The 13812-nt window shown below is 73.5% G+C and carries 10 protein-coding genes; 8 read left to right on the top strand and 2 right to left on the bottom strand.

What is annotated here, in order from left to right; genetic code table 11:
* Positions 1–26 precede the first annotated feature (26 nt).
* Together ACFFIA_RS28975 and ACFFIA_RS28970 are read left to right on the top strand one after the other, a co-directional pair.
* On the top strand, positions 27–398 hold the full coding sequence (locus ACFFIA_RS28975; protein ID WP_377256552.1) for a hypothetical protein: 372 nt from the start codon (positions 27–29) through the stop codon (positions 396–398).
* The gene (locus ACFFIA_RS28970; RefSeq protein WP_377256549.1) at positions 358–777 is read left to right on the top strand and encodes an alpha-L-arabinofuranosidase C-terminal domain-containing protein; all 420 of its coding nucleotides are present in this window, start codon (positions 358–360) and stop codon (positions 775–777) included. Before ACFFIA_RS28975 ends, ACFFIA_RS28970 begins: the two co-directional genes overlap by 41 nt.
* A gap of 5 nt (positions 778–782) precedes the next feature.
* On the opposite strand, the gene ACFFIA_RS28965 is transcribed toward ACFFIA_RS28970, so the two are convergent.
* Positions 783–3971: a BTAD domain-containing putative transcriptional regulator gene (locus ACFFIA_RS28965; RefSeq protein ID WP_377256546.1), complete on the bottom strand. Its 3189-nt coding sequence runs from the start codon at positions 3969–3971 to the stop codon at positions 783–785.
* Between the two features lie 426 nt (positions 3972–4397).
* Between ACFFIA_RS28965 and ACFFIA_RS28960 the strand changes: the two genes are divergently transcribed.
* The 4 genes from ACFFIA_RS28960 to ACFFIA_RS28945 all read left to right on the top strand — a co-directional run bounded on the left by ACFFIA_RS28960 (position 4398) and on the right by ACFFIA_RS28945 (position 11756).
* Positions 4398–5366 carry a golvesin C-terminal-like domain-containing protein gene (locus tag ACFFIA_RS28960; protein ID WP_377256543.1) on the top strand — a complete coding sequence of 323 codons (969 nt, stop codon included), beginning with the start codon at positions 4398–4400 and terminating at the stop codon, positions 5364–5366.
* Positions 5367–5426: 60 nt separating this feature from the next.
* The gene (locus tag ACFFIA_RS28955; RefSeq protein WP_377256540.1) at positions 5427–7406 is read left to right on the top strand and encodes a family 10 glycosylhydrolase; all 1980 of its coding nucleotides are present in this window, start codon (positions 5427–5429) and stop codon (positions 7404–7406) included.
* Between the two features lie 71 nt (positions 7407–7477).
* A complete protein-coding gene (locus ACFFIA_RS28950; protein ID WP_377256537.1) occupies positions 7478–8545 on the top strand; it encodes a golvesin C-terminal-like domain-containing protein in 1068 nt (355 codons plus the stop codon).
* A 220-nt stretch (positions 8546–8765) separates the two neighbouring features.
* Positions 8766–11756 carry an AfsR/SARP family transcriptional regulator gene (locus tag ACFFIA_RS28945; protein ID WP_377256534.1) on the top strand — a complete coding sequence of 997 codons (2991 nt, stop codon included), beginning with the start codon at positions 8766–8768 and terminating at the stop codon, positions 11754–11756.
* 120 nt (positions 11757–11876) lie between these two features.
* Here the strand turns inward: ACFFIA_RS28945 and ACFFIA_RS28940 are convergent, their stop codons facing one another.
* Entirely contained in the window at positions 11877–12536 is a 660-nt protein-coding gene (locus ACFFIA_RS28940) for a lysoplasmalogenase family protein (protein ID WP_377256531.1), read from the bottom strand.
* 392 nt (positions 12537–12928) lie between these two features.
* On the opposite strand from ACFFIA_RS28940, the gene ACFFIA_RS28935 reads away from it, so the two are divergent.
* Both ACFFIA_RS28935 and ACFFIA_RS28930 read left to right on the top strand, forming a co-directional pair.
* A complete protein-coding gene (locus ACFFIA_RS28935; RefSeq protein ID WP_377256529.1) occupies positions 12929–13513 on the top strand; it encodes a DUF1360 domain-containing protein in 585 nt (194 codons plus the stop codon).
* A 6-nt stretch (positions 13514–13519) separates the two neighbouring features.
* Entirely contained in the window at positions 13520–13669 is a 150-nt protein-coding gene (locus ACFFIA_RS28930) for a TetR-type transcription factor C-terminal domain-containing protein (protein WP_377257264.1), read from the top strand.
* Positions 13670–13812 lie beyond the last annotated feature (143 nt).

The raw sequence follows: 13812 nt of genomic DNA, 5'->3' as shown, positions 1-13812 counted from the left end.
GGGCCGACCAGCGGACGTGGGATGCGGTGGCACGGCTGGTCCAGGAGCGGGCCGACCGGCTCACGGAGCGGCTCCGGGCCTCCGTCCCCGACCTGAGGGCCAGGGTGCGGCACGACCACGTCCAGTCGGCGATCATCCACGGGAGCTGGGTCGAGCTCAACCGCGACGCGGAGCGGCGGGACACCGACGACGTCGTCGTCGAGCTGCTGTTCATGCGGGACGGCCGGCGCGCCACCGTGACCATCTACGATCGAGACCAGTCGACGCTCGTCGACGAGGACCTTCCGTTCGACCCGGCGGCCGGCGCGGGGCAGGCGCTGGCCGCCGCCCAACGGGCGCTGGCCCTGATCGAGGAGCATGTCGCTGAGATCGAAGCGGAGCTACGGGCAGCCGGCTAGGTGCGGGGCCGTCGGGCTGATCCTGCTGGCGACGCTGGCCGGGGCCGGTGTGGTCGGCTCGGCCCCGGCCACCGACAGCTACGACAAGCTCAACGTCACGGCGACCCGCGGCCCGGCCGGCGCGGTGTACCTCATGGTGGTCAACCGCTCCCCCGTCGCCGGTGACGCGATCACCGCCCAGGTGGTCGTCCAGGGGTTCACCGGCAACGGCACGGCCGAGGTGCGTCAGGTGGCGCCGGCGTCGTACACCGCGTACAACGACGATGCCGCGCCGACCTCGGTGACGATGGCGGCGTCCACGCGCTCGGTGGGCACCGGCGGCTTCACCGCCACGTTCCCGCCGCACTCGGTGACCCTTTACCGCCTGCCACCGGCCTAGGGACATCAGGTCCGCTGGGCGGCGAGCTTCTGGCGGACCCGCTCCGCGTCGGGATGCCCGAGAGCTTCGAGGATCTCGAGCGCGCGCCGCCACTCGTCGCGCGCCGCTTCGATCTCGCCGGTCGCCAGCAGGGTCTCGCCGAGCTGCACGAGGTTCGTCGCCTCGTCGTAGCGGTCGCCGAGGTCGCGGTTCATCGCGATCGCCCGCCGGTAGCACTCGGCCGCCTCCGCGTACCGGCCGAGGTGGTGGTACGCGTAGCCGAGGCTGTCCCAGGTGCCGGCCTCGGCGTTGCGGTCGCCCAGCCGCTGTTGGAGGCTGAGCGCCTGCCGGCAGTATTCGACGGCCCGCTCGTAGTCGCCGAGCAGGGCGAGGTGCCAGCCGACCCCGTTGAGCGCGTCGGCCTGTCCGCGCTGGTGGCCGGAGGCCCGGTAGAGGGCGAGGGCCCGCTCGGCGTGGGCGAGCGCCTGCTCCCCCTGGCCCTGCCGGTCGGTGAGGTGGGCCAGGTAGCGGTGCGTGTGGGCCTGGCCGACCTGATCCCCGGCCTGGGTGAAGTGGTCGAGCGCGTAGCCGAGGTGTGCCCGCGCCTCCCCGTAGCGGCCGACGCGCATGTGGGCGTGCCCGAGGTGGCGGTGTGCCTCCGCCTGCCCGGTCCGATCGGCCAGGCGCTCGGCCGCGCGCAGTGCGGCCCGCAGGACGGCGACGTGGTCGTGCCACAGCCCGCGCCGGTCCAGGAACTGGGCCATGACGTGTGCGAACCGCGGGGCGTACTGGTCGAAGCCGCCGCTCTCCGCGTGCCGGACAGCGGCCATCAGGTTGCGGTGCTCGGCCGTGAACCAGGCCAGCGCCTCCTGATGGTCGGTCAGCTCCACTGTGGTCACTCCGGGGCACGGCGGCAGCGGCTCGTCCGGTTCGTGGTGCTGGTCGAGCAGTACGGCCGCGGCACGCCCGGTGCGCAGGTAGTGGTCGAGCGTCCGCCGCTCGGCGGTACGCCGCTCGTCCTCGGTGTGCGCCGCGTGCGCGAGTTCCCCGGCGTACGCGCGCAGCAGGTCGTGGAACGCGTACCGGTCGGGCGCGTGCGCGGCGATCAGGTGGGCCCGGGTCAGCTCGCCCAGCAGCCCGCGTGCGGTGTCGCCGGCGACGCCCGCCACGCTGGCCGCCGCCGGCACCGTCACGTCCGGCCCCGGATGCAGGCCCAGCAACCGAAACAGCCGGCCCGCCGGCGCGGTGAGCGCGCGGTACGACCAGGAGAACACCACGCGGACCGTGGTGGCCGGGTCACCGGCGTCGAAGGTGTCCAGGTAGGAGGCGGTGTCCCGAAGCTGCGCGGCGAACGCCTCCAGCGGCTGTCCAGGATCGACGATGGCCCGCGCGGCGACGACGGCCAGGGCGAGCGGCAGCCCGGCACACCGCTCGATGATCGCGTCCACCGCGTCCGGTTCGGCCGTCGTCCGGTCGGCGCCGAGGCGGCAGGCCAGCAGGTCGCGACTCTCCGCGGCGGACAGCAGGGGCACCGGGACGGGGTGCGCTCCCTCGGCCGCGACCAGGCCGGTGAGCTGGTCGCGGCTGGTCACGAGGACCAGGCAGCCGGGCGAGCCGGGCAGCAGCGGCCGGACCCGCTCGGCGTCGCGGGCGTTGTCCAGCACCACCAGCATCCGCCGGCCGGCGAGCAGGCTGCGGTACAGGGCGGCCTGTGCCTCCGGGCTCGCCGGGATCCGCTCGGCGGGTACGGCCAGGGCGTCCAGGAACGCCCGCACCGCGTCGTCCGGATCCAGCTCCGACGCGGCGGCGTCGCCGTCAGCGCCGTAGCCGCGCAGGTTGAGGTAGAGCTGCCCGTCCGGAAACCGGTCCCGGAGCCGGTGCCCCCAGTGCACGACGAGCGCGGTCTTTCCCACTCCCGCGCTGCCCGACACGACGCAGACGACCGGGGTCCGCCCCTGGGCCGCGATCTCCAGCGCGGCGTCGAGGCGGGCGAGCTCCGGCTGCCGGCCGGTGAAGGCGGGCGGCTCGATCGGCAGTTGGGCCGGCACATCCAGCCTGGCCAACGCCGCGACGGCGGGCGGGCCGGCGGGCCCGGCGGCGGGCGGTTCGACCGGCGGGCCGGCGGGCACGGCGGGCGCGGGACCGGTGCGGGCCGGCTCGCCGCGCAGGATCGCCTGGTGGAGCCTCCGCAGCTCGGGCACCGGGTCGACGCCCAGCTCCTCGGCGAGCCGGCGGCGAAGCCGCTCGTACACGGCGAGCGCCTCGGCCGGCTCACCACCGCCGGCGAGCGCGGCGATCAGCCGGGCGTGCGCCGGCTCGTCCAGCGGCCCCGTCTCGGTCACCTGCCGCAGCAGCGGCACCACCGCGCCGTGCCGGCCCAGGCTGGCCGCCGTGTCCGCGTACTCGATCACCGCCCGGCGCCACTCCCGGTCCAGGGCGGCCACGGCCGGATGCGAGCGCAGCGGCGCGACATCGGCGAGCGGCTCACCGCGCCGCAGCGTCACCGCCCGCTGGTAACCGGTGTAGGCGGCGGCGTGGTCCCCGTCCCCGGCGGCCCGCCGGGCCCGCTCGACCAGGCGGCGGAACGCCAGCAGGTCCAGCTGCTCGTCCGTGACGGTGAGCTGGTAGCCGCCCTTCATGGCGATCAGCGGCGGGGCCGGCGGCGGCGCCCCGGTGTGCGGCGGAGCGGAACGCCTGCGTGGCGTGCCGGGCGCCGCGGCCCGCACCGGTGGCCGCAGTCGCTGGCGCAGTCGCGAGATGCGGCTCTGGATCAGCTCCGCCGCGGCCGGCGGCGGTCGCTCTCCCCACACCACGTCGGCCAGGGCGTCCACGCTGACCGGTGTGTTCGCCTGGAGCGCCAGCAGGCCGAGCAGCGCGGACTGGCCGGTCGAGCCGGGATCCACCGGCTCGCCCCACACCGTCACGGTGAGCGGCCCGAGGACCCCCAGCCAGAGGCCGTACCCGGTGGCCGGTTCGCGCAGGCGCATCCGGTCCAGCTCGGCCGCGGCGGACTCGGGCAGGTCGAGGGCCGCCGCCAGCCGCCGCATCGTGGCCGGGCGCGGCCGCTCGACCCGGCCCTGCTCCAGGTCCCGAAGCCCGCCGACACTCATCCCGGCGCGCTCGGCGGCCTCCTGCTGCGTCAGGCCGGCCTGGTGACGAAACCGCCGCACCAGCGCGCCGAGACGCGCGGCCTGCTCGCCCAGGGCCTCCACCACACCTCTCCTACTGCGTGGTGTTTCCGGCGGGCGTGTAGCTCTCGTCGGTCACGTCACGCTCCGAGTCTTCGAACACCGAGATACCGCCGGCCGGATAGTACTCGACCTGGAGGTAGTAGAAACGCAGCCCGCTGCCGGCCGGCGATGCCGTCTACGCCCTCGCCGTACTCGTAGTCGACCGGCATGAACGAGATCGTGTGACCGGGCACGTAGAAGCGCCACGTGTGCATCGCCGTCCGGCCAAGCACTTTCCGTACCCGGTCGAGCCACCTCATGGGCAGAAAGTTTCAGATCGATGGTCTAATGTCAAGAAAATCTTCGATGGGAGGAATGCCGCCGGCCATGTGCAGAAATTGTGCTGGCGGTGCGTGACCATCGATGCGCTTCAGCACAGACGGCGAATGACCTGGACAAAGAGGAGGACCCATGAGACGTCGCGGCGCGCTGTGGTTGGCGATGGCGGTGGCTGTCGCCGGCCCCATGCTGGTGTCGACCGGTCCCGCCGCCGCGGCGACCGTGGTGGTGGACAACAGCACCGCTGGGCAGTTCACCGCCGGCGAGGCCTGGGGCACATCGGCCTGGTCCGCCCAGCGGTACGGCGCCGACTACCGCTACGCGAACCCGGACACCACGACCAGCGACCCCGCCTGGTACCGCTTCGACGTGCCGAGCGCCGGCAACTACCTGGTCGAGGTCTGGTATCCGGCCGACCCCGGTTACAACAACGCGACGCCGTTCATCGTGGCGACGTCCAGCGGCAACCAGACGCTGCACGTCAACCAGCGCGCCAACGGCGGCCGCTGGGTGAGCCTGGGGACCTTCCCCCTGGCCGCCGGCGTGCGTGACGTGGTCGCGGTCAGCCGCTGGACCACCGGCACCGGTTACGTCGTCGCCGACGCCGTGCGCATCACCACGGCCACCGGCGGCGGCTCCTCCTTCTCGCTGCCGCTGCCGCGCACCGCACTCCCCCGCGGCGAGTACGACGACCCGCACCACGACTACCCGGCCATCGACCTGCCGGTGCCCACGGGCACTCCGGCGTACGCCGTCCGCGCGGGCACGGTCGTGCGGATCAACGACAGCAGTTGCGGGATGGGCATCAACCTCACCGGTACCGACGGCGCGATCTACACGTACTGCCACTTCTCCGCGTGGTCGGTCGCCGGCGGCGCCACCGTCACGGCCGGGCAGCGGATCGGTTCGACCGGCAACACCGGCAACTCCACCGGCCCGCACCTGCACTTCGGCATCCGCACCGGCAGCACGCGCCGGTGCCCGCAGAACTTCCTGCTCGCCGTGTACGACGGGGTCACCCCGCCGGCGGCGACCAGCCTGCCCACGAGCGGCTGCTCCTACGCCACCGCCGCCCGCGGCACGGTGACGATGCTGGGCTGATCGACGTACGTCCGGAGTGTCCACAGTAGCCCGTCGCGGCGACGATCCTGGGAGGCCGTCTTGAGAAAACTCGCGTTCCCGCCCGCCCGTCAGGTGTTCCGCCTCGCCGCGGTCGCCGTCCTGGCGTACGCCGGGCTCACTGTGGCCACTCCGGCCGCGCATGTCGTGGCCGCCGAGGTGCCCGCCGCCTGCGGGGCCGATCCGGCCAGGCCCAAGCAGCAGTTCCGGGCGATGTGGATCGCGAGCGTCGCGAACATCGACTGGCCGAGCCGGACCGGTCTGAGCCGGACCGCGCAGCAGGCTGAGTTCCGCTCCTGGCTCGACCTGGCCGTGCGACGGAACATGAACGCCGTCGTCGTACAGGTCCGGCCGACCGCCGACGCCTTCTGGCCCTCGACCTTCGAGCCGTGGTCGCAGTGGCTCACCGGGACCCAGGGCGGCGATCCCGGCTACGACCCGCTGGCCTTCATGGTCTCCGAGGCGCATGCCCGCAACCTCGAGTTCCACGCCTGGTTCAACCCCTACCGCGTCGCCAACCACGCCGATCCGGCCCGGCTGGCCGCCAGCCATCCGGCCCGGCGCAACCCGGGCTGGCGGTTCACCTACGGCGGCAAGATGTACTACAACCCCGGCATCCCGGCCGTCCGCACCTTCGTCCAGAACGCCATGATGGACGCCGTCACCAGGTACGACATCGACGGTGTGCACTTCGACGACTACTTCTACCCCTATCCGGTCAGCGGCGAGAGCGTGCCCGACTCCTCGACGTACGCGCAGTACGGTTCGCGGTTCAGCAGCATCCACGACTGGCGGCGCGACAACGTCGACCTCCTGGTCCGGGAGATGAGCCAGCGGATAGCCGCCGCCAAGCCGCACGTGAGGTTCGGCATCAGCCCGTTCGGGATCTGGCGCAACAGCTCCACCGACCCGGCGGGTTCGCGGACATCGGGCCTCCAGTCCTACGACTCGATCTACGCGGACAGCCGGAAGTGGGTCGCGGAGGGCTGGCTCGACTACATCACCCCGCAGATCTACTGGCACATCGGCTTTTCCGTCGCCGACTACACGGTGCTGACCGCGTGGTGGGCCGACGTCGTCGCCGGCACGGATGTGCACCTGTACGTGGGCCAGGCCGCCTATCGCGCCGGCACCTCCGGCGAGGACGCGGCGTGGCAGGACCCGGCCGAGCTGACCGACCACCTCCACTACAACCGCCAGCATCCACAGGTGCGGGGCGATGTCTTCTTCTCCGCCGGCGACGTGCTCGACGACCGGATCGGCAGCGTCACGCGGCTGGTCGCCGACCACTACACCAGGCCCGCGCTCGTACCGGCCGCCGGCACCGGCACCGCGCCGGCCGCCCCCACGATCAGCTCCGCCACGCGAGGGGCCACGGGCGTGAGCCTGTCGTGGTCCGGCGGCGCCCACGAGTACGCGGTGTACCGCGTCGACGGCTCACCGCCCAGTGACCCGTGCCTCTTCGCCGACGCGACCAACCTCGTCAAGACGACGCGCTCGACGTCCTACACCGACCCCACGGCCGCGCCCGGCAACACCTACACCTACTACGTGTCCGCCCTCGACCGGCTCCATCGCGAGGGAACGCCGAGCCTCGGCGCGACGGTACGACCGGCCAGCGGAGCGTTCAGCGTGATCGTGGACGCACCGACAACCGCGAGTCCGAACTGGGGCACGTCCTCCTACTCGGCACAGCGGTACGGCGCCGACTACCGCTACGCCGACCCGGTCGCGGCGAGCGACCCGGCCTGGTTCGCCACGACGATCCCGCAGACCGGCACCTACCGCGTCGAGGTGTGGCATCCGGCGAACTCCGGCTACAACAGCTCGGCGCCGCACGTCGTGACCACCACCGCCGGGCTCCGCACCGTCAACCTCGACCAGCGGGTCAACGGCGGGCAGTGGCGGAGCCTCGGCACGTTCAGCCTCGCCGCCGGGACGTACGACGTCGTGGGCGTCAGCCGGTGGACATCCACCGCCGGATACGTCGTCGCCGACGCGGTCCGGATCACCAAGCTTTAGACAGTCGTCGATCAGTGGCGGGCCGGCAACGGCGCCCTGCCCGCTCATCCCTATCACCGCTGGAGGACCAGATGCACATCTCGCGGCGAAACATCCTGCGCGGCACGGTCGTGATAGGCGCGGGAAGCGTGCTGCCCACGGCACTGCTCGCCACACCGGCGTCAGCCGTGGCCGCGCCCACCATCGCCTCCTGTGTCACCTGGGGAGCGCGCAACCCGTCGTCCACGCTGACCCAGCTCTCGAACCGACCCAACAAGATCATCATCCACCACACGGCCACCGCGAACGCCACCACCTACACGCAGGCGCACGCCTTCTCGCTTGCCAGAGCCATCCAGAACTATCACATGGACAGCAACGGATGGTCCGACTCCGGGCACAACTTCACCATCAGCCGCGGCGGTTACATCATGGAGGGTCGCCGCACCAGCCTCTCCCACCTGACCAGCGGCAACGGGTTCGTCACGAGTGCGCACTGCCCCGGCCAGAACACCGTCGGCGTCGGCATCGAGAACGAAGGCACGTACACCTCCCTGCTGCCGCCCACCGTGCTGTGGGACCGGCTGGTCGACCTCTGCGCCTACATCTGCCAGCAGGGCCGCTTCGGCGCCTCCCAGATCTACGGCCACCGCGACTTCGTCGCCACGAGCTGCCCCGGCAACGCGTTCTACGCGAGGCTCCCCGAGCTGCGCGCGGCGGTCGCCGCCAAGCTGACCGATCCGCCGCCGACCGCGTGGTCGACCATCGTCGACAACACGTCCGCCGGCTTCCGCGCCTCGGCCAGTTGGCTGACCTCCACGTACTCCACGGCTCGTTACGGCGCCGACTACCGGTACGCGACGCCCGTGGCCGAGTCCGACGCCGCCTACTACTCGGCGACGCTGCCCGAGGCGGGCACGTACCGGCTGGAGGTGTGGTATCCCGCGAACGCCGGCTACAACGCCTCGACCCCGCACGTGGTGTTCGCGGCCGGCGGCAGCCAGACCGTCTCCGTCAACCAGCAGACCAGCGGAGGTGCGTGGCGCAACCTTGGTACGTTCTCGTTCAACTCCGGCGCCCAGGACATCGTGGCCGTGAGCCGCTGGACGACCGGCACCGACTACGTCATCGCCGATGCCGTGCGGATCACGAGGGTCTAGCCGACACCACCACAGCACCCACCGCCCGGTCCACGCCCGCGGGTGATGTGTTGCGATGCCCCCGCTTCCCGTAGCGAACCCGTAGTGGCAGCAGTAACATCCGTCGATACGCGTCTGACCAGGATGGCTGCCACCACCACGGTTTTCACGCGGATGGCAGCGTCCTGTCATCGCGGCACCGGACCATGTAGGGACCGGGCAGGGGAGGAACGGGGTCGCGGTGGAATTCCGGGTACTGGGCCGGCCGGACGTCTCCCACGGGGGCGAACGCCTGGACATCGGCGCGCCCAAGCAGCGCACCGTGCTGGCCGCGCTGCTGCTGTCCACGAACGAGGCGCTGTCGACGGAGCACCTGGTGGAATCCGTGTGGTGGCAGCCTCCTGCCGCCGCCGGCGCCAACCTGCGGATGTACCTGGCCAGCCTGCGCCGGGTACTCCAGGTCCCGGGCGAGCAGGGCTCCCGGCTGCACACCCTGCGGGCCGGTGGCTACCAGCTCAACGTGCACCCCGGCGAGCTCGACCTGGAGCGGTTCGACAAGCTGGCCGCCCAGGGCGAGCAGGCGCTGCGCGTGGGGCACCTGCCGGCGGCGGCCGACCGGCTGGAGCAGGCGCTGCGGCTGTGGCGCGGGCGGGCGCTGGACGGCATGGCCTACGGGCCGGCCCTCCAGGCGATCGTGCTCCGGCTGGAGGAACGCCGGCTGGCCGTGGCCGAGCAGTGGGCCCAGGCCCGGCTCGACCTTGGGCAGCCGGCGAGTGTGGTCACCGAGCTGCGTGCGCTGGTGAAGGAGCATCCGCTGCGCGAGCGGCTTTGGCAGCTCCTGATGCTCGCCCTGTACCGGTCCGGCCGGTACGGCGAGGCGCTCGGCGCGTACGCCGAACTGCGCACGCTGCTCACCGGCGAGCTGGGCACCGAGCCCGGTCCGGAGCTGCGCCGCCTGCACCAGGAGATCCTGCGCGCGGACGACAGCCTGACCTGGACCGCGACCGGCGGCCAGGCCTCCGACGGCACACCGCCGAGGCAGCTACCGGCCCGCCCGCGCCCACTGTGCGGGCGCGATACCGAACTGGCCTGGCTCGCCGGCACGCTCCAGGGCGGCGCGCACGACGGCCCGGTCGTGGTCGCCATCGACGGCGTCGCCGGCGTCGGCAAGTCCGCCCTCGCCCTCGCCGCCGCACACGAGTGCGCGGACGCGTTCCCGGACGGACAGTTCTACGTGGACCTGCACGGAGCCACGCCGGGCCTCGAACCGCTGCGCCCGGTCGAGGTGCTCGGCCGGTTCCTGCGCACGCTCGGGGTGCGGCCGGCGTCCGCGCCCGACGGCGAGGCCGAGGCGGCGGCGCTGTTCCGGTCGCTGGTGGCGCGGCGCCGGATACTGGTGATCCTGGACGACGCCGCCTCCCTCGCCCAGGTACGCCCGCTGCTACCGGGCGGGCCCGGCTGTGCCGCGCTGGTCACCAGCCGGGGCGTGCTCGCCGGCCTGGCCGAGGCGGTCCGGCTCCCGCTCGGTCTCCTCTCCCCCGGCGACGCCGTCTCGCTGCTCGAACAGGTCACCGGCCCGGCACGCGTGACGGCGGAACCGGCCGACGCCGCGCGGCTCGCCGCACTCTGCGGCTACCTGCCACTCGCCCTGCGCATCGCCTGCGCGCGGCTCGAGGCCCGGTCCGGCCGGCCGGTGGGCGAGCTGGCCGACCGGCTGGAGGCGGCCGCGCACCGGCTCGACGAGCTGGCCGTGGCCGACCTGGCGGTGCGCGCCAGCCTCGACCTGACATACCGCGGGCTGACCGAGAAGGCCCGATCGGCGGTACGCCGGCTGGGTCTGCTGCGGGCCTGGGACTTCCCGGCCTGGGCGCTCGCCGCGCTGCTCGACGCGCCGCTCGACGAGACCGGACGGGTACTCGACGAGCTGGTCTCGGTGCACCTCGTCGAACCGGTCGCGGCGTCGGGGCAGACCAGGTACCGCTTCCACGACCTCGTCCGGGCGTTCGCCCGGGAGCAGGCGTCCACCGGCGAGCAGGCGCACGCCCGCACCGCCGCGATCCGCCGGCTGGTCGGCGCCAGCCTGGCCCTGGCCGAACGAGCCGACGCGCGCCTGTCGGCGGACTTCCTGGGCCTGGCCCGGCACCGGCTCGCGCGCTGGAGCCTGGCCCGGGCCGACGTGGAGCGCCTCACCGCCGACCCGCGAGCCTGGTTCGAACGGGAACACGGCTTCCTGGTGTCCATCGTGGACGACGGACTGGACGCCGGCGCGACCGGCCTGGCCGGCTGCCTGGCCGCGACGCTGACCACCTCCTTCCAGGTGGGCACGCGCTTCGACGACTGGCGGCAGGTGCAGGGCCGCGCGCTCGCCGCCGCGGTCCGCGCCGGCGACCGGCGTACCGCCGTCAAGCTGCACCGCGGACTCGGTGAGCTGGAGAGCATCCAGGACCGCTACCCCGAGGCGATCGCGCATTTCGAGGCGGCCCAGGCCGGCGGGACCGACCAGGACCCCGAGTACGAGGCCGCGGCCGCCGCCGGCCTCGGATACCTCTACCGGCTGCGCGGCCAGTACCCGGCGGCGCTGTCCGCCTTCGGCCGGGCCCGCGAGCTGGCGGAGCGTACCGGCAACCTCAACGGCCTGGTGTACGCGACGAGCGGCATCGGCGCGGTCCACCTCGAACGCGGCCGGCTGGCCGAAGCCGAAGGACACTTCGAGGAGTGCCTGCGGCTGAGCCAGCAGGCCGGCTACCGCCCCGGCGAAGCGCAGGCGCAACGCTGCCTGGGCCACCTCGCCCGGGCGCGGCACCGACACGCGGACGCCGCGGACCGCTTCCAACGCGCCCGGCAGATCAGCGAAGACCTCGGCGATAGACTCGCCGCCGCGCACGCGGCGGGCTGGCTCGGCGAGATGTGGGTACGGCTGGGCCGGCACGGCGAGGCGCGCCTGCTGCTGGCCCGCTGCCTGTGGGAGCAGCGCAGCTTCGCCAACCTGTGGGGCGAGGCCGGCGCGCTGTGGGCCCTCGCGGTGGCCCAGCTCGCCGCCTTCCGCCCCCGAGCCGGGCTGCACCGGGCCCGGCAGGCGGTCGCGATCTGGCGCCGGCTCGGCTCCCCGCACTGGCTCGCCACCGGCCTGGACACCCTCGCCGAGGCGCACGCCGCGCTCGGCGACCACGCCCTGGCCCGGCAGGCCGCCCGTGAGGCGGCCGGCCTGCGCCAGCGGCTCGACGACAGCTGATCGTCAGGGTCGCGCGACGAGCTGGGAGATCCGGTACGCGCGGCGGGTCACGCCGACGACGGACGCGGTGACCGCCGGTGCCGAATCGCCGGACCCGGTTTCACGGCGGCAACACCGTGGCTACCTGAGGCCGCTCCCCGCCGGTGCCGGCAGGCCCGCGCGGACGGTCCAGCCGCCGACCACCAGGAGCAGGCCCAGCAGGTACGTGGCCATCACGAGCGCCGACCGGCCCGGCACGTCCACGGTCCCGGCCAGGCCGATGCCGATCAGGATGTCCGATGCGACCAGCAGGCCCGCGCCCAGCCCGACGCGCCAACCCCACGTGGTGGCGGCCGACGCCATCAGCGCCATCAGCGCGGCGTAGCCAGCCATCGGCAGGGCGACGCCGTGTTCCCGGAGCCCCGGCCAGAGCCACACCATGGCGGCGGCGACGGTTCCGCCGTACCCGATGGGGACGAGCCAGCGCGGCCACCGCCGCAGGCGCCGGACGGCGCCCGAGCGGATGAACTCGGCGGCGTAGATCGTGTACGCGACGAGGAAGAACACCATGCCGACGATCAGCCCAGCGGCCCCCTCCACCCGGAGCGCGACGCCACCGGCGCAGGCCAGGGCCAGCGACAGCAGCAACCGGCGGCTCACCCGCGTGCCGCGCTCCCGGTAGGCCGCGATCACGTACAGCGCCAGCGCCGGCACCAGCAGCGGCTTGGTCACCGACTCCAGCCACTGGCTGTGCACCGCCAGAGCGGCCACGTGGACCGCCCCCAGGGTCGCGTAGAGCACCGCCACACGGTGTGACCTCGGTGGCGGTATGACGGCGATGTCAACCTTCGCCGGCGACCCCCGGGGCCGCGACCGCGTTCCAGAGGAGTTTGCCATCCAGAGCGCTTCCCTTGCTGCCGTCACCTTCTTCGCCCGGCCGCCTTCCCGCCGGCGGTACGCGATACCCGTGCCGATCCGGTTGAACCGCCGCGGGCCGGCCGCGTCGGCGCCGCCGGAATCAGCGCCTGGGCGCACCACCGCCGGTCATCCGCGGCTTCCCCGGCCTCCCGGCCGCACCTGGCCGGTACCGGCGCCGGCGAGTTTGGCAGGTTCCAGGCAGGGCAAACCTGTCTGGTCTCCGGCCGCGCCGCGACCAGGCCCGGGCCGTTACCAGGCCAGGACAGAGGGTGACCATGAACGAGCCAGCCGCGACCACCACGGGGCTGCGCGGGCGCGCCGCCGCGATCGGGCGCAGGTACGCTCCCCGCGAGAACCGCCCGCTCACGGGTTACCTCGCCTCGATGGCCGTGTTCACCGCCGCCGCCGCGACGTTCGCCGGACTCGTACGGGCCACCGGCCGGAGCCTGCCGCACCGGCCCGCGCCGGCCGACATCGCGCTGGTGTCGATCGCGACGCACAAGCTGAGCCGGCTGCTCACCAAGGAGGCGGTCACCAGCCCGCTGCGCGCGCCGTTCACCCGCTACCAGGGCCCAGCCGGCAACGCCGAACTGCACGAGGAGGTGCGCGGCGACGGCGGCACCACGCGGCACGCGGTGGGCGAGCTGGTCAGTTGCCCGTTCTGCATGTCCGTGTGGGTGGCCGGCGCGCTCACCGGCGGTCTCGTGCTCGCGCCCCGCGCCACCCGGCTCGCCGCCACGGCCCTGACGGCGGTCACCGTCTCCGACTTCCTGCAGTTCGCGTACGCCGGCGTCCGGCGCGGCGAGCAGCGCCCGCCGGCTCGGCACGAGCAGGTCGATCCGGCGTTGTCCGGCGCCTGACCGCGCATCGCGGCGAGCGGCCGGCGAAGCGCGTGCGGACCACCACGGGCGCGCTGGTATCGCGACGGTGGCGACTGGACCGCCCACGACATCGCCGAGGAGTACGGAGAACTGGCCCTGCGCATGCTCACGTCGAAACACCGCTCGGCCCGGTAGGCGGCGCGGAGAGACGCGCCGGGCCGGGGAGGTTCCCCGGCCCGGCCTGTGACATCTACGCCCGCTATTTACGCTTGCGGATCTCCTCGGTCGCCTGGGGGACGACCTTGAACAGATCACCAACCACACCGAAGTCAGCCAGC

Origin of the sequence: Phytohabitans kaempferiae (assembly GCF_042433955.1) — a bacterium.
Lineage (GTDB): Bacteria > Actinomycetota > Actinomycetes > Mycobacteriales > Micromonosporaceae > Phytohabitans > Phytohabitans kaempferiae.
This window is presented reverse-complemented; position numbering and strand designations above follow the sequence as displayed.